A 21,190-nucleotide genomic window follows, 5' to 3' on the forward strand; every position below is an offset into this window, starting at 1 on the left:
CGTGGTCAACAGGATGAAGGGATCATGGGGATGGCTTCAGCAATCGCCTGGGGCTGCTCCTTCGGCCGGGCTGGGCCGGTGTGGGGTCGGGGAATCTCCAGGAGACCAGGGCCAGCGCGGTGACCGCGATCGCCATGGCGAGCGCGATGTACACGGCCACCGACAGCGAGCTCGTGACGTCGAATCCCATTTCTCGCATCTGCGCGTGCGTCGTGGCGCCGGTATGCGTGCTCAGCCACACCAGATCCGCTTTGCGGATCATGAAAGTGGTGATCGACGCTACGGCGAGAGCTCCCGGGACGGCCGCCCAGACGGCGGAGATCCGCCGGGCGAACTCCTCGTTGATCGCGATGCAGAGCGCCGTTACGGCCATGACGGCGGTGAGGATGCCCCAGATCGTGCGTACTCCAGCGATCGGGTCGTCATGGACGGTGTTGCTCAACAGGAGGCCGGTCTGGACGATGTGGCCCCACGGCAGCGCCGTCAGGAGACCGAGGAGCACGGCCGCGAGCGCCATCGATCGCGTGACCTTCCCGCGAGTGATCCGCAGCGGCTTCCGTTCGAGCGGACGGATCGGCCGCGTCGGGGCGCCGGCGGGAGGCGCCTCGTTCGGTGGGCCGTGCTGGTCGCGTGATTGCGGGTCCGGACTCGTCGGCGAGGGCGAGGGCGAGGGCGAGGGCGAGGGCGAGGGCGAGGCCGCGCGAGCGCCCTCGTCCAGCAGGGTCAGCGCGGCCCCGGCCGACGCGTGCCCGCCGAGGAGCCCCAGCAGGACCTCGCGAGCGGTCGGCCGGTCGGCGGCGTCTTTGGCGAGGCACGCGGAGACGAGGTCGCGCAGCGGGCCGGTGATCCCGCGCAGCTCCGGCTCCTCGTTGAGGATGCGGTGCATGACCGTGGGGATCGAGTCCAGGCCGAACGGCGCGGCCCCGCTGGCGGCATAGGCGACGGTGCATGCCCACGCGAAGATGTCGGCGGCGGGGCCGATGGCGCCGCCGGCGATCTGCTCGGGTGCCATGTAGGCCGGAGTGCCGATGATCGCGCTGGACGGGGTGCCGGTGGCGTCGAGGGCGCGGGCGATGCCGAAGTCGATGACGCGTGGTCCGTCGGCGCCCATGATGACGTTGTTCGGCTTGAAGTCGCGGTGCACGATCCCGGCTTCATGGATCGCGGCGAGCGCGGTCACCGTGGCGATCGCGATCCGATCCAGCGCCGGACCGTGGGACGGGCCCGCGGTGGCGATCGCCTCGGCGAGCGAGGGACCGTCGACGAACTCGCTCACGATGTAGGGCTGATCTCCCTCGAGGTCCGCGTCGAGCACCCGGGCGGTGCAGAACGGTGCGACCCGCTGGGCGTGGGAGAGTTCGGCGGCGAACCGGGAGCGGGCCTTGGCGTCCCCGCCGAACCTGGCGTGCAGGACCTTGACCGCGACGGGCGAGCCGTCGGGGGCCTCGCCCCGGTACACCGAACCCTGGCCGCCCTCACCCAGCAGCCCGGTCAGCCGGTAGACGCCGATCTGCCCCCGGTCGCCCGCACGAAGCTCACGCATGGACTCTCCCAAAGAGGATTCGTAGCAAAATGCACGGTACAGGAGAGTTTCGAGAATGGGGTCAGAGAAGACGTGCCATTGGTGGCGAGCCACAGAGACGCGGGTAATGCTCGAACGGCATTGCGTTATCGCAGCGCGCGTTTCAGGAGCACGTCGAGGGCAAACGATGTGTGCCGGTTGCTCCGCGGCCGCAAACTCGGCCCGGCCCGCATGGCTCGATCGGCAACGGTCCGCTGGGCGCAGGCCCGGAACCGGGTTCGGTTCCGGGCCTTGTCCTTCGGGGGGCTTCGTTCAGGCGCTCTGTCGGGCGGCGGTGACGGCGTCGAGCCGCGGTCGTGCGGCCATGGACCTCAGCTTGGACTGGGGCGGGTCGGCGGGGCGGCGCCAGTGCCAGTCCGTGACGGCCTGGTAGGCCGCCACCACTTCCAGCAGCCGGTCCTCCTCGTACGGGCCGCCACCGAGGATCGTGCCGACAGGTACCCCGGAATCGAATCCGATCGGGAAGCCGATCTCGGGTAGCCCGAGGATGTCGAAGGGGACCGGGCCGGTCTGCAGGAGGACGTCGCAGTCGTTCAGCAGCCCGTCGAGGACCTGGTGGAGCAGATGGGTCTTGGCGCGCTGCCCGGTGATCCATTCGTCGCCGGACAGCATCAGTCCGCCGAGCCAGCTCAGGACCGAGACTCCGAACAGCTTGAGGTCCTTCTGCAGCCAGGGCCGGAACGGCTCGGTCCGCTCGGACAGGCGCACGTCGTTGAACGCCCCCGTCAGCAGGGACCAGTCGTCGGGGTAGGAGACCTGGACGACCCGTGCACCGGGGATCGCCTCCAGGGCGGCGAGGAAATTCCTGCGCAGCGCGAGCACCGGCGCGCTCACTCCGGTCAGGTAGTCCGGGGGGACGCCGATGCGCGTGGTGCGCCGCAGTCGGACCTTGCCCTTGGCGCGCACGGGTGTGGCCGCACGGACGAGGTCGGGCACCGCGGGCAGGCCGAGGGTTCGCACGTCGTGGGGGTCGGGCCCGGCGAGCACCGTCATCATGATCGCGGCGTCCAGGGCGTCGCGCGCGAGTGGTCCACTGTGGTCGCGGGTGAACGACAGGGGGATGACGCCGTAGATCGAGGTGCGGCCCATGGTCGGCTTGAGCCCGGTCAGGTTCTGCTGGTTCGACGGCAGCACGATGCTGCCGCCGGTCTGCGTGCCGATTGACGAGGTGGCCATCCGCGCGGCCACGGCGCAGGCAGGGCCGGTCGAGGAGCCGCCGGGATCGACCGAGGGGTCGGTGGGCGTCCAGGCGTTGACGGTCGTGATCCGGCCGTCGGGGGTCGTCGCCCGGGTGGTGGCCAGCGGCCCCATCTGCCCCTTGCCGATGACGATCCCGCCGGCGTTCTTCAGCCGGGCGACACCCGTCGCGTCGTAGCCGGGAACGAACTGGTCGAAGATGAACGAGTTCGCGGTCGTCCGGACCCCGGCGGTGAAGTAGTTGTCCTTGATGCACAGGGGGATGCCGGAAAGCGGGCCGCCGCGCTGCCGATCGGCTCGCTTCGCAGCGGCGAGCGCCTGCTCCCCGGTCACAGTGACGAACGCCTGGTAGGTGCCGTCGAACGCGGTGATGCGGTCCAGGTGCGCTTGGACGAGCCGCACCGCGCTGATCTTGCGGTGGCGGAGCAGCGTGGCCGCCTCCGCCAGGGTCGCCTCCGTGGGATCGGCCGCCGCCTCCGGACGTACCGGGACGTCGGGGATCGTCAGCCGGCGGGTGGTGGCCAGGGCCGGTGTCGTGCCGGGCGCGGTCGCCAGGGCCGCGGCGGCGGTCACCGCGCCCGAGCGCGCCAGGAACAGCCGGCGGGAGACCGAGCGGCTCATCGGGTCGCCGTCCAGGCCGTGGTGATCGAGGGGTACTCCAGTGGCGGATCGGCCTGCTGCGACAGCGCGGCGGAGTCCGGGCCGTCCGCCGGCGGACGCCAGCCGCCGATCGCGGCGGGCCGTCCGCCGGGCCGCGCGCCGCCGCTCTTCGCGCCGGCCATGAACGTTCGCAGGTACTCCATGGCCTGCGCGCGCGACGGCGCGCCGGTCGTGGGATCGGGCGACTCGGGAAGCTGGTTCAGATCGACCCCCGCCAGCGCCAGCCGCGCCGTGATGAAGGCGTCGAGATCGTCATCCGACGGTAGGCCCATCGGTCCTCCTCCGCTTGTAGATCATGAGCGGTGAGGAAATCGGATGACCGTTTCCGGCATATTTCGCCAGTGTCGTAACCAGGTAACGCCTGCGTTCCGCCGCGCTGCCGGCATCCCGTGTCCGTTCAGACGGCGAGGAGGTTCTTGACCTCGTCGGTGTGCAGGTCGGCGGCCGTTCCGGAATGCCGGACCGCGCCGCCGTCGAGGATCACGAAGGCGTCGGCCAGGCGGAGGGCCAGGTCGAAGTACTGCTCGACGAGCAGGACCGCGAGCCCGCGGTCCCGGTGGAGTCCCTCGATGGCCTCCTCGATCTCGCGGATGATCGACGGCTGGACGCCCTCGGTCGGCTCGTCGAGGATGAGGAGGCGCGGCCGGGTCACCAGGGCGCGGGCGATCGCGAGTTGCTGCTGCTGCCCGCCCGACAGGAAACCGGCCCGGCGTTTCAGCAGCCCGGTCAGCCGCGGGAAGACCTCCAGGGCGTCATCGACGGCGGTCCGGTCGGTCCGCCCTGTGGCCTCCAAGGTCACCTGGAGGTTCTCCCAGACGGTGAGCTGCGGGAACGTCTCGTGCCCTTGCGGCACGTAGCCCATGCCCGAGCGGACGCGCTGGAAGGTGCGCGCCCGTGTCACGTCGGTGCCGTCGAAGGTGACCGTGCCGGCCGTCGGGGGCAGGAGGCCCATGATCGAGTTGAGCAGGGTGGTCTTCCCGACCCCGTTGCGTCCCATGACGGTGACGAGTTCGCCCGGACGTACCGTCAGGTCCACCCCGAACAGCACCTGCGACCTTCCGTACGCGGCCTGCAGCCCGCTGACCTCGAGCATCACCTCGGCCATGCCGTCTCTCCGTTCATGCTGAGGCCGTCGCCCGCTCCCTGGAGCGGCACCCGCTCCTCGCTCATGGCGTCTTCTCTTCTCTCGGGCGGCCGAGATAGACCTCCTGGACGCGGGCGTCGGCCTGGACGGCGGCGACGTCCCCTTCCATGAGCACGCTTCCCTCGTGCAGGACGGTCACCTGAGACGCGTACCGCCGGAGGAACTCCATGTCGTGCTCGACGACGATGACCGTGTGGTCCTTCGCGATCTCGACGAGCAGCTCGCCCGTCCGGTCGCGTTCGGTGCGGCTCATGCCCGCCACGGGTTCGTCGAGCAGGAGCAACCGGGGCCGCTGCGCGATCAGCATGCCGATCTCCAGCCACTGCCGCTGGCCGTGCGACAGCACCCCGGCGGGCCGGTCCGCGAAGCCGGCCAGCCCGGTCCGCTCCAGCGCGGTCGCGACGGCCTCGGACGTGCCGCGCCGCTGCCGGAGCAGCGCGGGCAGCGGGCGGCGGAAGCAGGCGGCGAGGTCGATGTTCTCGGCCACCGTGAGCTCCTCGAAGACCACGGAGGTCTGGAACGTCCGCCCGATTCCGAGCCGCACGATCCGGTGCTCCCGCCGTCCCAGCAGGGAGGTGCCGGCGAAGCCCACCGATCCGCTCGCCGGCCGGGTCAGGCCGGTGATGACGTCGATCAGCGTGGTCTTCCCGGCCCCGTTGGGCCCGATCAGGAAGCGGAGCTCGCCCTGCCGCACGGTGAGGTCGACGCCGGTGAGGGCGCGGAACCCGCCGAAGACGACCTCCAGCCCGCGGATCTCCAGCAGCGCGGGGGCCTCCGATGCGGGCGCCGCCGCGGAGGCGGGAGGGGAGGGAGAAGTCATGGAGCGGCCACCTCCTTCTGTCCGTGCGTGGGCCCCGCCGGTTCCGGGACGGAGGACGGACCGCGGCCCGTCCGGCGCCGTCCGATCGCCTCGGCGGCCCAGCGGGCGGCACCGGCGACGCCGCCGGGGGCCACCATGATGACCAGGATGAACATCAGGCCCTGCAGGTAGACCCAGCCGCTCGGGTACTGCTCGCTGAAGGTGGTGTGCGCCCAGTTGAGCAGGACTCCGCCGAGGGCCGCCCCGGCCAGCGAGAACCGTCCGCCGATGGCGACCGCGACGACGAGTTCGATGGACGGGACGACGCCGAGCAGCGAGGGCGAGATGATGCCGACGACCGGCACGTACAGGGCGCCGGCGATGCCCGCCATGGCCGCGGAGACGGCGAAGGCCACGGTCTTGACGGTGGCGGGGTTGTAGCCGAGGAACCGGACCCGGTCCTCGCCGTCGCGCACCGCGACCAGCAGCCGGCCGAAGCGGCTCTTCATCAGCTGGCGGGCCAGGAGGTACAGGGCGCCGAGCACGACGGCCACCACGAAGTAGAAGATCCGTTTGGCGCCGTCGGTCTCCGGGTCCCGGCCGAAGACGTCGTAGAAGTGGGTGAGCCCGTTGGTGCCGCCGGTGAGGCCCTGCTGGCCGACGAGCCAGATCGTGAAGGCGGCCGCCAGCGCCTGGCTGAGGATGGCGAAGTAGGCGCCGCGCACGCGCTGGCGGAACACCAGGAGTCCGAGCAGCGCGGCCGCGGCGGCGGGCACGACCACCGCGGCGGCGATGGCGAACACGGGACTGGTGAAGGGCTTCCACAGCAGCGGCAGCCGCTCGACGCCGCTCCAGACCATGAAGTCGGGGAGGTTGCCGGGGCCGGCGTCGTGGAGTTTGAGGTACATCGCCATCGAGTAGCCGCCGAGCCCGAAGAACACGCCCTGCCCGAGGGTGAGCATGCCGCCCTGGCCCCAGGCGAGCCCGATGCCGAGCGCGGCGATCGCGAAGCACAGGTACTTGGCGAGCAGGCCCAGCCGGAACGGGTCCAGGACGGCCGGCGCGACCACGAGGACCAGCAGCGCGACGGCGGTGAAGAGCGCGGGTCCGCGCATCCGGGCGGTCATGTCAGCGCCCGGCTGCGCAGGACGAACAGGCCCTGCGGGCGTGCCTGCAGGAACACCACGATCGCCGCGAAGCCGATCACCTTGGCCAGGCTGGCGTCGGTCCAGAACTCGGCGTAGGAGTCCAGCAGGCCGAGGGCCAGGGCGGCGATGACCGCGCCGCGGAGCCGGCCGAGGCCGCCGGCGACCACGACCAGGAAGGCGTCGACGATGTAGTAGGTGCCGAGGTTCGGGCCGATCGGGCCGATCAGCGTCAGCGCGACGCCCGCGACTCCGGCGAGGCCGGACCCGATGAAGAAGGTGAGCTGGTCGACCCGTCCGGTGTCGATGCCGCTGCACGCGGCGAGCTGGCGGTTCTGCATCACCGAGCGCATCCGCCGGCCCTGCCGCGTCCGGTTCTGGTACGCCCAGATCGCGAGCGCCGAGACCGCGGCGAGGACGATGATGAACAGCCGGGTGTAGGGCAGCTGCGACCCGAACATCCGGACGCCGCCGTCCAGCCAGCCGGGGGCGCGCACCTGGACGTTGGGCGCGCCGAAGATGTCGCGCGCGAGCTGCTGGAGGACGAGGCTGACCCCCCAGGTGAGCAGCAGCGTGTCGAGCGGCCGGCCGTAGAAGCGGCGGACGGCCGCCCGCTCCAGGACCAGGCCCATCGCGCCGGCGACGGCGAACGCGACCGGGAGCGCCGCCAGGACCGCCTCTCGTCCGGTCCAGTCCTGCAGGACGTACGCCGTGTAGGCGCCCGCCATCATGAACTCGCCGTGGGCCATGTTGATCACGCCCATCTGGCCGAAGGTGAAGGTCAGGCCGAGGGCCACCAGCATCAGGACGGCTGCGATGCTGAGGCCGATCGGCAACTGGCTGAGCAGGGCTTCCATGCGACTCCTCGGTGCCCGTGGTCGGCGGGTCCGCCGGGCAGCGCCGTCATCGGGCCGGCCGGGGCCGCCCGATGACGGCGGCGGGACGGGTCAGGACAGGCCGGCGGCCCACGGGTAGCTCTTGAGGTAGGGGTCCGGTGCGATCGGCTTGCCGGAGTCCCACACCTCCTTGATCGTGCCGTCGGGCTGGATCACGCCGATGCGGGCGGTCTTGTACATGTGGTGGTTGGCGCCGTCGATCGTCACCTTGCCTTCCGGCAGGTCGAGGGAGATGCCGCCCGCGGCCTTCTTCACCGCCTCGACCTCGGTCGTCCCGGCCTTCTGGACGGCCGCCGCCCACAGCTTGACGGCGTTGTAGCCCGCCTCCATCGGGTCGGAGGTCACCTTGTCCGCGCCGTACTTGGCCCTGAACGCCTTCACGAACGTCTCGTTGGTCTTGCCCGGGGTCGTCATGTAGTAGTTCCAGGCGACGAGCTGGCCCGCGACGTTGTCCACGCCGATGCCCTTGACCTCCTCCTCGGCGATGCTCACCGACATCACCGGGAGGGAGGACGCCGTCGCGCCGGCGCTCTTGAGCTGCTTGAAGAACGCGACGTTGCTGTCTCCGTTGAGGGTGTTGAACACCGCGTCCGGCTTCGCCTGCATGACCTTGTTGACGAGCGTGCTGTACTCCGTCGCTCCCAGCGGTGTGTACTCCTCACCGAGAATGGTCATGCCATTGGCTTTGGCGTAGGCTTTGATCTCCTTGTTCGCGGTGCGCGGGAAGACGTAGTCGCTGCCGACGAGGAATATCTTCTTCTTGCCCTTCTCCTTGAGGTAGTCCAGGGCGGGCACGATCTGCTGGTTGGTAGTCGCGCCGGTGTAATAGATGTAGGGCGAGCTTTCCAGGCCCTCGTATTGCACCGGATACCACAGCAGTGCCTTGTTGCGTTCGAAGACGGGCAGCATCGCCTTGCGGCTGGCCGACGTCCAGCCGCCGAAGACGGTCGCGACCTTGTCCTTGCGGATGAGCTTCTGGGCCTTCTCGGCGAAGGTGGGCCAGTCGGAGGCGCCGTCCTCGACGACCGGCTGGAGCTTCTTGCCGAGCACTCCGCCGGCGGCGTTGATCTCGTCGATCGCCATCAACTCGGAATTCTTGACGGTGACCTCGCTGATGGCCATGGTCCCGCTCAGCGAGTGCAGGACACCGACCTTGATGGTGTTCCCGCTCGCCGCCGCCGTTCCGCCCGAGGATTCCGAATCGCCGCAGGCGGCGAGGGACAGCAGCGTCGCGGCGGCCAGGGAGGCCAATACCGGCAGAGATTTCCTGAGCACGTACCACTCCTTGCGGACAGGCCCCGAAACCGGTGGGCGGATCGCTCACCGTGTGAGTCGGGTTAATGCAAGCCGCGAGCTGTGTCCTCGGTAATTCTGCTCTGTATCCGATGCGTCAACTGAACCTCACGGCGGGGGTCTGCCCGGTGCCGGCCGGGGTGTTCTCAGCCGTGTCGACGGCTGCCCTCGCGAGGCTCTCGCCGTGGACGAGCCGGCGGCGGAGCGCCGCGGAGTCGGCCGCGAGCGCGGTGACCAGGACCCCCGGCCCCGCGAGCGGCATGACCGCGAGCCCTTCGGCGGCATGGGCCTCCTTCGCCAGTCCGGGACCGACGAGCAGCACGCTTCCGGTGCAGCGTGCGCCGCCCAGGACCGCGCCGCTGGCCTGGAGCGTGCGGTCGGGCAGCCGCAGCTCGTGCCGCAGGACCGGGTCGCCGCCGTGGGTGACGTCGACGCGGGCCGTGTAGCGGCCCGGCGGTTCACCGTGCCGGCCCAGGACGAGCTCCTCGCGCCATCGCAGGGTGGCGCCGTCCGCGAGCGCGATCTCGGTGACCGAACGGTGGTGGGAGCCCGCCGCCGCGACCGCCGGCTCGAAGGCGAGGTCCAGGTGGCCGCCCGGTCCGACCGCGGCCCGCACGTGCGCACCGGACTCGCCGTCGCCGGGGAGGAGCAGCGCGCTCGCGACGGACCGGACGGCCAGGGCGGCGCCCGCCGCGACGTCCAGCCGGAGGTGCAGCTCGTCCCCTCCGAGGGGTCCCGCGGCGGCCCCGACCAGGTAGACGGCGTCCGGGGCGGCGCGCAGCGCGTACGGACCGTCGGAGCGCAGCGTCGCCAGCCGGGTCCGCCCGCCGGCGCCGAGTTCGGCGCGGACGGCGGCGCGCGCCGTGTAGTGCCGGGTCACGGAGCCCCGGGAGCGACCGCCGGCCGCGGGGTGCCCGCCGCGGACCGGGCCTCGTGCGTCTCGGCGAGGACGGACCGCACCCAGCCGGCCACCTCCGGAGCGCCGGGACGCTCCCGCAGCGAACTGAAGATCACCGGCTTTCCGCGGCGCACCTGCGCCGCGTCGCGGTCCATCACGCCGAGGTCGGCGCCGACGAGCGGGGCCAGGTCGGTCTTGTTGACGACGAGCAGGTCCGCGCCGCTCACTCCGGGCCCCCCTTTGCGCGGGACCTTGTCGCCGCCGGAGACGTCGAGGACGAAGATCTGCCGGTCGACGAGCCCCCGGCTGAACGTCGCGGTGAGGTTGTCGCCGCCGCTCTCCACGATGACGAGGTCGAGCGGCGCGTGCCGCCGCTCCAGCGACTCGACGGCGTCGAGGTTGGCGGAGATGTCGTCGCGGATGGCCGTGTGCGGGCAGCATCCGGTCCGGACGGCGGCGATCCGGTCGTCCGACAGCACCGCGTTGCGGCGCAGGAAGTCGGCGTCCTCGGTCGTGTAGATGTCGTTGGTCACCACGGCGAGGCGGAGGTCGTCGCGGAGCGTCCGGCACAGCGCCGCGACCAGCGCGGTCTTGCCGCTGCCGACCGGACCGCCGACGCCCAGCCGCAGGGCCCGCCCGCGGGCCGGCGGCGCCGGGTGGGGATCGTGGTCGTGGTTCGCGCCCATCGTGGCGTCCTCTCTGGCGGCGTGTCCCCGGTCGGGACGATCGCCGTCCTGCTCGTGGTGGCGGTGGGTGGTGGTCTGTGCCGCGGGGTCAGGATTCGAACAGGCGCAGGTTCGCCTGGAGGTGCAGTTCGGCGAAGATGTCGAGGGCTGGTGCCGAAGCGGCCGGAAGGTCCCGGGGATCGCCGCGCGCGTGTCCGGCGGCCTCGGCGGCGACCGCGTCCACCTGCGGTGCCAGCTCCGCCAGTGCGCGGTGCACGGCCAGCGGGTCGAGTCCGAGCAGGCGCACGGCCGCGGACGCGGGACCGGTGACCGCCCCGTACGCGCCGATCGAGGCGGCGTCCGCGGGGGAGCCGCCGGTGACGGCGACGGCGGCGCCGAGGACGAGCGGGTGGTGCGGAGCGGAGAAGGCCGCGAGGGCGTCCAGCGCCGGGTGCGGCGACATTTCGCGGACGGCGCGCAGCAGCGACCGTCCCTGGGCCCGGGAGGCCCGGCGCCCGGCGGGCGACGGCATCCTGGCGTCGGTTTCGGCGTCGAGCACCGACCATCCCTCGTGCCCGCCAAGGCCCCCGTCCCCACCGTCCCCGCCGCGCGTACGGGCCGCGTGGCCGCAGGCGGCGGCGGAAAGGGCGGCGGCGACCAGCCCGGTGGTGGCGAGGCGTCCGCGCAGGAAGGCCGTGAGCGTCGGGAGGTCGGTGACCGCGCCGGCCTCCGCCGCCGGTTCCAGCCCGCCGGAGTGGGCGTGGCCGCCCGCCGGGAGCCGCGAGTCGGCGAGGAGCAGCAGCGATGCCGGCAGCGCCATCAGAACAGGAAGTAGCGCTGCGCCATCGGCAGCTCGGTCGCGGGGGCGGGCTCGACCTCGTCGCCGTCGATCGACACCGTGAAGGTGTCGGGGTCGACGTCGATCCGGGGGAGGGCGTCGTTGAGCACCATGTCCGCCTTGCCCACCAGCCGGGTGTCCTTCACCGGCGCCAGACGGCGGTCGACGGTGAGCCGGTCGGCCAGGCCCGCGTCGATGGCGGCGGGGGCCACGAAGTGCACCGAGGTGGCGGCGGCGGTGCGCGGCGCGGCACCGAACATCGGCCGGGGCAGCACCGGCTGCGGCGTGGGGATCGACGCGTTGGCGTCGCCCATCGCCGCCCAGGCGATGACCCCGCCCTTCAGGACCACCTGCGGGCGGACGCCGAAGAAGGCGGGATGCCACAGCACCAGGTCGGCGAGCTTGCCCGGCTCCACCGAGCCGATCTCGCCGTCGAGCCCGTGCGCGATGGCCGGGTTGATCGTGTACTTGGCGACGTAGCGGCGGGCCCGCAGGTTGTCGGCCGGCTCCGCGGCGCCGCCCCCGCCCGGGGAGCCGCGGCGGAGCTTCATGACGTGCGCGGTCTGCCAGGTGCGGATCACCGTCTCGCCGATCCGTCCCATGGCCTGCGAGTCCGAGCCGATCATCGCGATCGCGCCGAGGTCGTGCAGGACGTCCTCGGCGGCCATGGTCGTCGGCCGGATGCGCGACTCGGCGAAGGCCAGGTCCTCGGGCACGGACGGGTTCAGGTGGTGGCACACCATGAGCATGTCGAGGTGCTCGTCGAGGGTGTTGACGGTGTGCGGCCGGGTCGGGTTGGTGGAGGAGGGCAGCACGTTGGGATGCGCGGCGATGGTGATGATGTCGGGCGCGTGCCCGCCGCCCGCGCCCTCGGTGTGGTAGGCGTGGATCGACCGGCCGGCGATGGCGCCGAGCGTCGACTCGACGTACCCCGCCTCGTTCAGGGTGTCGGAGTGCAGGGCGACCTGCACCCCGGACGCGTCCGCGACCCGCAGGCAGGCGTCGATGGCCGCCGGGGTCGAACCCCAGTCCTCGTGCAGCTTGAAGCCGGACGCTCCGGCGCGCAGCTGCTCCCACAGCGCCTCCTCGCCGACCGTGTTGCCCTTGCCGAGCAGCGCGACGTTCACCGGCCACGAGTCGAGCGACTCCAGCATCCGGGCCAGGTACCAGGCACCGGTCACGGTCGTGGCCTTCGTCCCCTCGGCCGGGCCTGTTCCGCCGCCGATCACGGTCGTGACCCCGGCGCCGAGCGCCTCGTCCAACAGCTGAGGGCAGATGAGGTGGACGTGGGAGTCGACCGCCCCGGCGGTCAGGATGCGACCGTTGCCCGCCAGCACCTCGGTGGACGGCCCGATCACCAGGTCCGGGTGGACGCCGTCCATCGTGTCGGGGTTGCCGGCCTTGCCGAGCGCGACGATCCTGCCGTCGCGGATCCCGACGTCGGCCTTGACGACGCCCCAGTGGTCGAGCACCACGGCCCCGGTGACGACCAGGTCGAGGGCACCGTCCGCGCGCGTGGTGCGCGCCTGCCCCATCGACTCGCGGATCACCTTGCCGCCCCCGAAGACCACCTCGTCGCCGGCTCCCGCGCCGCGGCTCCGGTCCTCGGTCACCTCGATGAACAGGTCGGTGTCGGCCAGCCGGACCCGGTCTCCGACCGTGGGGCCGTACAGCTGCGCGTACCGGGCCCGCGACAGGTCAGCCATCCAGTGCCCCGGCCTGCTCCGCCCGCAGGCCCGGCACCACCCGGTTCCCGGCCAGGGGCACCAGCGCGACCTCCCGGGTCAGGCCCGGCTCGAACCGCACCGACGTGCCCGCCGGGATGTCGAGCCGCTGTCCCCATGCCGCGGACCGGTCGAACTCCAGCGCCGGATTCGCCACCGCGAAGTGGTAGTGCGACCCGACCTGGACGGGCCGGTCCCCGGTGTTGACGACCATGACCGCCGTGCGCGGCCGGCCCGGGTTGAGCGCGACCGGCGGCCCGTCACCCGGGACGACCTCGCCCGGAACGAGGGGGCGCCCGCTCACGGGATCGGCCGGTGGACGGTGACGAGCTTGGTGCCGTCGGGGAAGGTCGCCTCGACCTGCACCGAGTCGAGCATCTCCGGAATGCCTTCCATGACGTCCTCCCGTGTCAGCACCGTGCGGCCGGACTCCATCAACTCGGCGACCGACCGCCCGTCCCGCGCGCCTTCCAGCACGTGGACCGCGATGACCGCGGTCGCCTCCGGATGGTTGAGCCGCAGGCCGCGAGCTCGGCGCCCCTGCGCGACCGACGCGGCGACGTGCAGCAGCAGGCGCTCCTGCTCATGTGGGCTGATCAGCACGCTCCGGACCCTACTGGCCGGAGGCGAATACGACACCAGTTGAATTGCGGATTTAACACCGAATTAACGTGCTCGGCACGGGGAGATCCGGCCCATCCTCCACGAGAACGGAATAGCGCCATTCCCCGGCCCCGTCCTGGAAAACGCCAGAACCTTTGGAAGTGGCCGTTCAGAGGGTGGCCGGTTTGCGGGCGGTGACGAGGCGGGTCGGAACCCACGGGCTGCCCCACCACGCGCGCCAGCCGAGGCCGCGCACGCGGATGTCCTGGGCGTTCAGCCGGGCCAGCACCGCAGCGTACTGGCGGGGGGTCCGCGCCAGGTCTGCGATCAGCAGGCGGCCACCCGGCCGCAGCACCCGGTAGGCTTCGGCGATCGCCTGGGCGCGGGCGTCCGCGCCGAAGATGGTGTGCACCGTCAGGCTGGACACGACCAGGTCGAAGCTCGCCTCCGCGTACGGGAGTCTGCGCAGGTCACCCCCTTGCACGCGAACGCGGTCGGCGACGCCTTCGGCGCGTGCGTTGCGCAGGGTCGCCGCCGGGGCGTTGCCGGACTGGTCCCGTCCGCGCCACAGGTCCACACCGACCGCCCGTCCCTGCGGGAGGCGCCGGGCGGCGGCCAGCAGCACGGCGCCGCGTCCGCAGCCGAGGTCGAGCAGCCGTTCGTCGCCACGCAGGTCCAGTTCGTCCAGCACGTCCCGCCAGACCAGGAACTTGCCGCGCAGCGTGGCGTGCAGGCTCAGGGCCAGGCATCCCGCCAGCAGGGTGCCGGACACCAGCGCGGGCAGCGCGGCGGCGAGATCGGCGGTGACCGCCATTACCAGCCCGGTCACCCAGAACCCCAGCACGACCAAGCCCACGAAGCCGAACCCGTAGGGCGCATCCATCCCATACCGCGCGGCAGGCATCCCGCAACTCTGCCACAAAGCGGCCGCTCGAGGGCGACCACGATGTCAACGTCGATATCTGGGCTATCTAGTGCAATTCGGCGTTCGGTTATGGCTTGTCTTTGCGTCGCAAAAAAACTGATCGCCATGGCTTCCTGGCCGATCAGGGAATCAGCCTCATGGATGACCGCCATCCGCAGGAGTGATTTCCGCTCGAGCCTCTTCGTAGGTCAGAGTTAGGGCATATCAAGGAGGACGTTCATGACCCCTGGCTCGCATACTGGCCGTCTGGCCGGGAAGGTCGCGTTGATCTCTGGTACCGCTCGCGGGCAGGGGCGCGCCGCGGCCCTGCGGTTCGCAGCCGAGGGCGCCATGGTGGTGGGCGGCGACCTGCTCGCCGGCGAAGCGGCCGAGACCGCCGCGCTCGTCCGCAAAGCAGGCGGCGTCATGGACGACGCGAGCCCGCTCGACGTCACCGACGAGGCGTCGGTCCGTGGGTGGGTCTCCCGCGCGGTCGCCGAGCACGGCCGCATCGACATTCTCTACGCCAACGCCGGAGCCGTCCGTTTCGGTGCCGTGGACGTCCAGTCCTATGCCGACTTCTCCTTCACCCTGCGCGCCGAGCTCGACTCCGTCTGGCTCTGCGCCCACCACGCCTGGCCGTACCTCACCGCCGCGCGCGGCTGCATCATCACGGTCGGGTCCACCGCGGGCATGACGGGCTCACTGACGAACCAGCGCACCGCGCATTCCGCTTCCAAGGGCGGCGTCATCGCCCTCACCCGCCAGCTGGCCGCCGAGGGGGCCCCGCACCGGGTCCGCGCGAACTGCATCAGCCCGGGAATGATCGACACCGCGGGCTCTCGCGGCGACCTGCTCGCGCCCGACCACCCCATGCGCTCCATCCAGCGCCACATCCCGCTCGGCCGCCTCGGCGATCCCGGCGACGTCGTCAACGCCGCCGTCTTCCTCGCCTCCGACGAGGCCACCTACATCACCGGGGCCAACCTGGTGGTGGACGGCGGCTGGTCCACCGTCCTGCCCGGCGCCGTCCCTGAAGAATGACGCTCGCGCGATCGTCGAACGCGAGGTGAGCAGGAATTTACCTGGGGGTTTCCTGTGACCCTTGCCACCGCTTCAAAGTGTATGCAAAAGTGTGGGCACCTTCGGAAGGGAGGCCGCCGTGGTGGGAACCGGCGTGCGGGCGCGGGCAGGCAGCGCGCTCTACAACGAGGTCGTCGACTGGATGGACGTCGAGGCCGAGTTGCTGGACGACTACCGGGAACGCGAGTGGCTGGAGGGCATGGTCAGCCGCGACGTCGTCTACCAGGTGCCGCTGAGGCAGACGGTGGAGCGGGCGCGCGGGACCGGCTTCGTGCCGGGAACGTTCCATCTCGACGAGTCGTACGGGTCGCTGCAGAGCCGGGTCGCCCGCAACGAGACCGCCTACGCCTGGGCGGAGGACCCGCCCTCCCGGATCCGGCACTTCGTCACCAACGTGAAGGTCACCGACCTCGGCGGCGAGCAGGCCGGAGTGCGCAGCAACCTGCTGATCTACCGCACCCGGCAGGAGCAGACGCAGCCGCAGCTGCTGTCCGGCGAGCGCAGGGACGTGCTGCGCCGCGAGGACGGCGTGCTGCGCCTGCTGCGCCGCGAGGTCCTGCTGGACCTCACCGTGATCGGCACCCACAACCTTTCCATCTTCTTCTGAGGGGGCACGCGATGGCACGGAGCGAGCAGCTCCTCGACGACCTCGCCGAGGGCGTCGCGCGGGGCGAGGTCCCGGTCGGCATCTTCGGCGACCAGGAGATCTACGACCGCGAGCTGCGGTCGATCTTCGGCCGGTGCTGGGTCTACCTGGCGCACGAGTCGGAGATCGAGGCGAAGGGCGACTACGTCCTGCGCAAGATCGGCGAGGACAACTTCATCGTCGTCCGGGACGAGCAGGGCGAGATCCATGTGCTGTTCGACGCCTGCCGGCACCGGGGCGTCCAGGTGTGCCGGTCCGACTCGGGCAACACCTCCCACTTCCGCTGCCCGTACCACGGATGGACGTACAACACGAAGGGCGACCTGGTCGGCGCCCCGCTCTGGCGGAACGCGTTCGGCGGGATGCCGAAGGAGGGCAACGGGCTGTCGAAGGTCGCCCGCGTCCGCTCCTACCACGGGCTGGTCTTCGCGACGCTCGACCCGACGGCGCCGGAGCTGGAGGAGTACCTCGGCGGCATGGCCTGGTACCTCGACCTGCTGTTCGGCCTGAACGAGCACGGCATCGAGATCATCGGCGCGCCGCAGCGGTTCGTGATCGACGCGAACTGGAAGTCGGGCAGCGACAACTTCTCGGGCGACGACTACCACCTCGGCACGCTGCACCGGTCGGTGTGGGAGATCGGCGCGTTCCCCGTCCCGTTCCGGGAGAACATGATGGGGTACCACATCCAGGCCTCGCCGGGTCATTCGCTGTCGTTCTCGATGGCGCCGACCGAGGACGAGCCCGGCCCGAAGTTCTTCGGCTTCCCCGACGACGTCGCCGCGACGTTCGACACGTCCCGGATCAGCGAGCACCAGCTCGACATCGCCCGCCGCTCGCGGGTGATGGTCGCGAACGTCTTCCCGAACTTCTCGATCCTCGCCCTGCCGATGACGGAGGACGGCGCGCACCATCCGCCGACGGGCGTGATGACGATCCGGACGTGGCAGCCGCACGGCGTCGGCCAGGTCGAGATCTGGAACTGGTTCTGCGTGTACAAGAACATGACGCCGGAGCAGAAGGACCGGGCGTACCGCGCGGGCCTCGGCACGTTCTCCATGGGCGGCGCCTTCGAGATGGACGACACCGAGCCGTGGATCACGGTGAGCCGCACCGGCCGGTCGGTGGCGGCCGACCTGCTCGACTTCAAGCTGAACTACCAGATGGGGATGCCCGGCGTCGGGATCGCGAAGGAGGTCCCCGACTGGCCGGGGCCCGGCATCGCGTACTGGACCCGATACGAGGAGGGCGTCCAGCGCAACCTGTACCGGTTCTACGCCGACATGATGCGCGCCGAGCCCGGCAGCTGGCCGAAACTGACGTTCGAATGAGCGACTGGATCGCGGCGACACGGGAGCGGTACGGGCGTGGCGGCCTCGCGGGCCGGCTGACCTGGGGCGATCGCCCCGCGGTGGTCGTGGTGGACCTCATCGCCGGCTTCACCGACCCCGCATGCCCGCCCGGCTCGGACCTGGACGAGGTCGTCGCACGCACCGGCACGCTGCTGGAGCGCGCCCAGGCGGCCGGCGTCCCGATCTTCCTCACGGCCATCGCCTACACCCCGCAAGAGCTGGACAGCCTTGTCTGGCTCCGCAAGATGCCCGCGCTGCGCGCCCTGACCCGTGGGTCGCGGTGGGTGGAGGTGGACGGGCGGTTGCCCGTCCGCGAACCGGTGATCGTCAAGAAGGCGGCCTCCGCGTTCGCGGGCACCGACCTCGCCTCACGGCTCGCGGCGGAGCGGGTGGACACGCTCGTCGTGTGCGGCGCGACCACGTCCGGCTGCGTCCGGGCGACCGCCGTGGACGCCTGCGCGCTGGACCTCGCGGTGTTCGTCCCGCGCGAGTGCGTCGGCGACCGCGAGCCCGGCCCGCACGAGGCGAACCTGCTGGACATCGACGCCAAGTACGGCGACGTCGTGGGGATGGAGGAGGTGCTGGCACGGTGGTGACGACGACGCTGACCGGACCCCGGCTGCTCACGCCGGGGCCCCTGGATCTCGCCGCCGAGCGCGGGCGCGGCACGTACGAGCCTCCCGCGTGCCGCGACGTGATCGCCGAGCTGGCGGCCGCCGGGCTGCGGGGGAGGGGCGGCGCCGGGTTCCCCGCGCACGTCAAGTGGCGCGCGGTCGCCGACGCGCCCGGCCCGCGCGTGGTCGTGGCGAACGGCGAGGAGGGCGAGCCCAGCTCGCACAAGGACCGGTGGCTGCTGACGAACCGTCCGCACCTGGTGCTGGACGGCCTGCTGCTCGCCGCCCGCACGGTCGGCGCGGACCGCGCCGTCGTCTACCTCTCCCACGCGGAGACGGTCACGGCGGTGCGCGCCGCCATCGCGGAGATGCCCCCGCTCGACGGGCCCGTCCCGGAGGTCCACGTCGTCGAGCCGACGTACGTGGCGGGGGAGGAGACGGCGGTGTGCCGGTCGATCGGCGGCGGCCCGGCGCTGCCGCTGGCCCGCCCGCCGCGCGTGTGCGACTCCGGGGTAGACGGGCGCCCGACGCTCGTGTCGAACGTCGAGACGCTCGCGCACGCCGCGTGGATCTCCCGGAACGGCGCCGCCGCGTACCGCGAGAACGGCACCGAGGACTCGCCCGGCACGACGCTCGTCACTCTGACCGGCGCGTGCGCGGACCCCGGCGTGTACGAGGTCCCGTTCGGCCTGACCGTCGCGGAGCTGTTCGCCCACGCGGGCGGCTTCATCGGCGAGCCCGCCGGGTTCGTGATGGGCGGCTGGTTCGGCGGGCTGCTCGGCCCGTCCCACACCGGGACGACCTGCACCTACGAGGCGGTGCGCGCGGCCGGCTCCGGGCTCGGCTGCGGCGCGATCACCGCGCTGCCCGCCGGGACGGACCCGCTCGCCGTCGCCGCGGACATCACCGCCTGGTACGCCCGCGAGTCGGCGCGGCAGTGCGGCGTGTGCGCCAAGGGCACCGCGGCGATCCGCGACGTGTTCGCGGCGCTGAAGGACGGCACGGCGACCGACAAGGACCGCGGCAATCTGCAGCGCTGGGGCGAGACGCTCCCCGGACGCGGCGCGTGCGCGTTCCTGGACGGCGCCGCCGGATGGGCGCGGACCGTCCGCGCCGAGTTCCCCACCAGCTTCGAACGAGACCTCGGACGAGAGGAGACCTGACATGAAGGTGTTCGTCGACGCGACCAAGTGCAGCGGCTACGGCACGTGCGCGGAGATCGCCCCCGACCTGTTCCAGCTCGACGACTGGGGCTACGCGTCGGTGATCGGCGACGGCGTCCCCGCCGACCCGGACGCCGCGCGCCGCGCCGCCGCGCAGTGCCCCGAGTCCGCCATCACGATCGAGGACTGAGCGTGGACCTCGAACTGGGCGGCAAGGTCGCGCTCGTCACCGCCGCCAGCCGCGGCATCGGCGCGGCGATCGCCGGCCTGCTCGCCGCCGAGGGCGCGGACGTCGCCGTCAGCGCTCGCAAGCCGGAGGCCGCCCCGGGCTGCACCCCCTACGCGGTGGACCAGTCGGACCCGGCGGCCGTGGAGCGGCTCGTCCCCGACGTCGTCGCCGCGCACGGCCGGCTCGACGCGCTCGTCATCAACACCCCCGGCCCGAAGATCGTGCCGTTCCTGGAGACCGTCCAAGAGGACTGGACGCTGGCCTACGACCAGCTCGTCCGGCCCGCCGTGCAGCTGGCGTCCGCCGGTGCCCGGCAGATGGCCGAGCAGGGCGGCGGCTCGATCCTGTTCATCACCTCGACGTGGGTGAAGCAGCCCGCGCCCGGCGGCGTGCTGTCGGCGTCGATGCGGTCGCTGCTGTCGGCGCTGGCCAAGCAGATGTCGCTGGAACTGGCGCCGCACGGCGTCCGCGTCAACCAGCTGATGCCGGGGGCGACCGGCACCGACCGGATGCGGAACATCGCCGCCGCGAAGGCCAGGGCGAACGGGACGACCGAGGACGAGGAGCACGCGAAGGTCGTGTCCGCGATCCCGCTCGGCCGCTGGGCCGAGCCCGCCGAGATCGCCCGCGCCGCCGCCTACCTGCTGTCCCCCGCCGCCGGGTTCGTCACCGGCGAGGCGTTCGCGGTCGACGGCGGCGCGCTGCGCTCCACCCTCTGAGAAAGGACTACGACATGCCGAAGACCCTGCGGGAACTGTTCGTCGACCAGTACCGGCTGTGCGCGCTGAAACCGTCGGAGACGGTCGCGGTGATCTCCGAGCTCGGCAAGAAGACCGACTACGCGGAGGCGGCCGTCGCCGCGGCCCGCGACATCGGCGCGGGCGCGCTGGTGCTGACCGCGTCCAGCCTGTCCAACCCGCTGCTGCCGCCCTACGAGGCGGACGGCCGGGAGGTCGCGGCACTGCTGGCGGCCGCCGCCGAGTGCGACCTCGTCATCGACGTGACGGTGGAGGGCCTGATCCACTCCGACGTCCGGACGCGGATCACCGGGAACGGCAAGCGGATGCTGTTCGTCGCCGAACCCGCCAACGTGCTGGAGCGCCTGATGGGCGACGAGAAGCTGCGCGCGGTGGTCGAGGCGGGCGGCCGGCGGCTGAAGGCCGGGAGCACGCTGCGGGTGACGTCCGCCGCCGGCACCGACCTGACCGCCGACATCTCCGGCGAGGACCTGCCGATCACCCACCAGTGGGGCTACGTCGACGAGCCGGGCCGCTGGGACCACTGGCCGAGCGGGTTCGTCGCGTGCTTCCCGCACGACCGCACCGCCGAGGGGACGATCGTCCTGCAGCCCGGCGACGTGCTGATCCCGTGGCAGCGCGCGGTCCGCGACACGGTGACGATGACGATCGAGAAGGGCTTCATCACCGGGGTCGAGGGCGCCGGGAACGACGCGTTCGTCCTGCGCGACTACTTCGACGCGTGGGACGACGAGAACGTGTACGCCGTCTCGCACATGGGCTGGGGCGTGCATCCGATCGCCCGCTGGTCGGCGTTCGAGGTGTACGAGCCGCGCTCGCTGTACGGGCAGGAGCTGCGCTCGACCTCCGGGAACTTCATGTGGTCGACGGGCCCGAACCGGTTCGCGGGCCGCGAGACCCCGGCGCACCTGGACATCCCGATGCGCGGCTGCACCGTCGAGATCGACGGGCACGCGGTCGTCCGCGACGGGGTGCTGACGGGCGAGGAGGAGTGACC

At 71.9% G+C, this 21,190-nt stretch carries 23 protein-coding genes; 8 read left to right on the plus strand and 15 right to left on the minus strand.

Annotated elements, in window-relative coordinates:
• Positions 1–22: 22 nt before the first annotated feature.
• The 15 genes from F9B16_RS52410 to F9B16_RS04515 all read right to left on the minus strand — a co-directional run bounded on the left by F9B16_RS52410 (position 23) and on the right by F9B16_RS04515 (position 14,348).
• Positions 23–1,543 (minus strand): serine/threonine-protein kinase, encoded by a 1,521-nt coding sequence (locus F9B16_RS52410; RefSeq protein ID WP_225991346.1) that lies wholly within the window; start codon positions 1,541–1,543, stop codon positions 23–25.
• 291 nt (positions 1,544–1,834) lie between these two features.
• A complete protein-coding gene (locus F9B16_RS04450; RefSeq protein ID WP_151538529.1) occupies positions 1,835–3,400 on the minus strand; it encodes an amidase in 1,566 nt (521 codons plus the stop codon).
• Positions 3,397–3,711: a hypothetical protein gene (locus tag F9B16_RS04455; protein ID WP_151538530.1), complete on the minus strand. Its 315-nt coding sequence runs from the start codon at positions 3,709–3,711 to the stop codon at positions 3,397–3,399. Before F9B16_RS04455 ends, F9B16_RS04450 begins: the two co-directional genes overlap by 4 nt.
• A 125-nt stretch (positions 3,712–3,836) precedes the next feature.
• Complete coding sequence (gene urtE, locus F9B16_RS04460; RefSeq protein WP_225991347.1) at positions 3,837–4,544, minus strand: urea ABC transporter ATP-binding subunit UrtE; 708 nt, start codon at positions 4,542–4,544, stop codon at positions 3,837–3,839.
• Between the two features lie 61 nt (positions 4,545–4,605).
• Positions 4,606–5,403, minus strand: a complete 798-nt coding sequence (urtD, locus tag F9B16_RS04465) for an urea ABC transporter ATP-binding protein UrtD (RefSeq protein WP_151538531.1) — start codon at positions 5,401–5,403, stop codon at positions 4,606–4,608.
• Positions 5,400–6,497, minus strand: a complete 1,098-nt coding sequence (gene urtC, locus F9B16_RS04470; RefSeq protein WP_318839214.1) for an urea ABC transporter permease subunit UrtC — start codon at positions 6,495–6,497, stop codon at positions 5,400–5,402. Before urtC ends, urtD begins: the two co-directional genes overlap by 4 nt.
• Before the next feature lie 8 nt (positions 6,498–6,505).
• Positions 6,506–7,384 carry an urea ABC transporter permease subunit UrtB gene (urtB, locus tag F9B16_RS04475; protein WP_151538533.1) on the minus strand — a complete coding sequence of 293 codons (879 nt, stop codon included), beginning with the start codon at positions 7,382–7,384 and terminating at the stop codon, positions 6,506–6,508.
• Between the two features lie 90 nt (positions 7,385–7,474).
• Positions 7,475–8,698, minus strand: coding sequence for an urea ABC transporter substrate-binding protein (gene urtA, locus F9B16_RS04480; protein ID WP_192808621.1), 1,224 nt, complete (start codon positions 8,696–8,698; stop codon positions 7,475–7,477).
• Positions 8,699–8,813: 115 nt separating this feature from the next.
• The gene (locus F9B16_RS04485) at positions 8,814–9,596 is read right to left on the minus strand and encodes an urease accessory protein UreD (protein ID WP_151538535.1); all 783 of its coding nucleotides are present in this window, start codon (positions 9,594–9,596) and stop codon (positions 8,814–8,816) included.
• Positions 9,593–10,300, minus strand: a complete 708-nt coding sequence (gene ureG, locus F9B16_RS04490; RefSeq protein WP_151538536.1) for an urease accessory protein UreG — start codon at positions 10,298–10,300, stop codon at positions 9,593–9,595. Before ureG ends, F9B16_RS04485 begins: the two co-directional genes overlap by 4 nt.
• Before the next feature lie 88 nt (positions 10,301–10,388).
• A complete protein-coding gene (locus F9B16_RS04495; protein WP_151538537.1) occupies positions 10,389–11,099 on the minus strand; it encodes an urease accessory protein UreF in 711 nt (236 codons plus the stop codon).
• A complete protein-coding gene (locus F9B16_RS04500) occupies positions 11,099–12,823 on the minus strand; it encodes an urease subunit alpha (RefSeq protein ID WP_151538538.1) in 1,725 nt (574 codons plus the stop codon). The genes F9B16_RS04495 and F9B16_RS04500 overlap by 1 nt, the downstream gene beginning before the upstream one ends.
• Positions 12,816–13,145, minus strand: a complete 330-nt coding sequence (locus tag F9B16_RS04505) for an urease subunit beta (RefSeq protein ID WP_151538539.1) — start codon at positions 13,143–13,145, stop codon at positions 12,816–12,818. Before F9B16_RS04505 ends, F9B16_RS04500 begins: the two co-directional genes overlap by 8 nt.
• Complete coding sequence (locus F9B16_RS04510; RefSeq protein ID WP_151538540.1) at positions 13,142–13,444, minus strand: urease subunit gamma; 303 nt, start codon at positions 13,442–13,444, stop codon at positions 13,142–13,144. Before F9B16_RS04510 ends, F9B16_RS04505 begins: the two co-directional genes overlap by 4 nt.
• Positions 13,445–13,613: 169 nt before the next feature.
• Positions 13,614–14,348 carry a class I SAM-dependent methyltransferase gene (locus F9B16_RS04515; protein WP_151538541.1) on the minus strand — a complete coding sequence of 245 codons (735 nt, stop codon included), beginning with the start codon at positions 14,346–14,348 and terminating at the stop codon, positions 13,614–13,616.
• 240 nt (positions 14,349–14,588) lie between these two features.
• Here F9B16_RS04515 and F9B16_RS04520 point away from each other — a divergent pair, with 240 nt between their 5' ends.
• The 8 genes from F9B16_RS04520 (at position 14,589) to F9B16_RS04555 (ending at position 21,188) form a co-directional block, all read left to right on the plus strand.
• Complete coding sequence (locus F9B16_RS04520) at positions 14,589–15,392, plus strand: SDR family NAD(P)-dependent oxidoreductase (protein ID WP_151538542.1); 804 nt, start codon at positions 14,589–14,591, stop codon at positions 15,390–15,392.
• Between the two features lie 118 nt (positions 15,393–15,510).
• Entirely contained in the window at positions 15,511–16,038 is a 528-nt protein-coding gene (locus tag F9B16_RS04525) for an aromatic-ring-hydroxylating dioxygenase subunit beta (RefSeq protein WP_225991348.1), read from the plus strand.
• A gap of 11 nt (positions 16,039–16,049) precedes the next feature.
• On the plus strand, positions 16,050–17,408 hold the full coding sequence (locus F9B16_RS04530) for an aromatic ring-hydroxylating oxygenase subunit alpha (RefSeq protein WP_151538543.1): 1,359 nt from the start codon (positions 16,050–16,052) through the stop codon (positions 17,406–17,408).
• A complete protein-coding gene (locus F9B16_RS04535; RefSeq protein ID WP_151538544.1) occupies positions 17,405–18,025 on the plus strand; it encodes an isochorismatase family protein in 621 nt (206 codons plus the stop codon). Before F9B16_RS04530 ends, F9B16_RS04535 begins: the two co-directional genes overlap by 4 nt.
• Positions 18,019–19,206: an NADH-ubiquinone oxidoreductase-F iron-sulfur binding region domain-containing protein gene (locus F9B16_RS04540; protein ID WP_192808622.1), complete on the plus strand. Its 1,188-nt coding sequence runs from the start codon at positions 18,019–18,021 to the stop codon at positions 19,204–19,206. The genes F9B16_RS04535 and F9B16_RS04540 overlap by 7 nt, the downstream gene beginning before the upstream one ends.
• Position 19,207: 1 nt before the next feature.
• Positions 19,208–19,396: a ferredoxin gene (locus F9B16_RS04545; protein ID WP_151538546.1), complete on the plus strand. Its 189-nt coding sequence runs from the start codon at positions 19,208–19,210 to the stop codon at positions 19,394–19,396.
• Between the two features lie 2 nt (positions 19,397–19,398).
• Positions 19,399–20,154: an SDR family oxidoreductase gene (locus F9B16_RS04550; RefSeq protein ID WP_151538547.1), complete on the plus strand. Its 756-nt coding sequence runs from the start codon at positions 19,399–19,401 to the stop codon at positions 20,152–20,154.
• Positions 20,155–20,168: 14 nt separating this feature from the next.
• Positions 20,169–21,188 (plus strand): M29 family metallopeptidase, encoded by a 1,020-nt coding sequence (locus F9B16_RS04555; protein ID WP_151538548.1) that lies wholly within the window; start codon positions 20,169–20,171, stop codon positions 21,186–21,188.
• Positions 21,189–21,190: the final 2 nt, after the last annotated feature.

This window comes from Actinomadura montaniterrae, from assembly GCF_008923365.1.
GTDB lineage: Bacteria > Actinomycetota > Actinomycetes > Streptosporangiales > Streptosporangiaceae > Spirillospora > Spirillospora montaniterrae.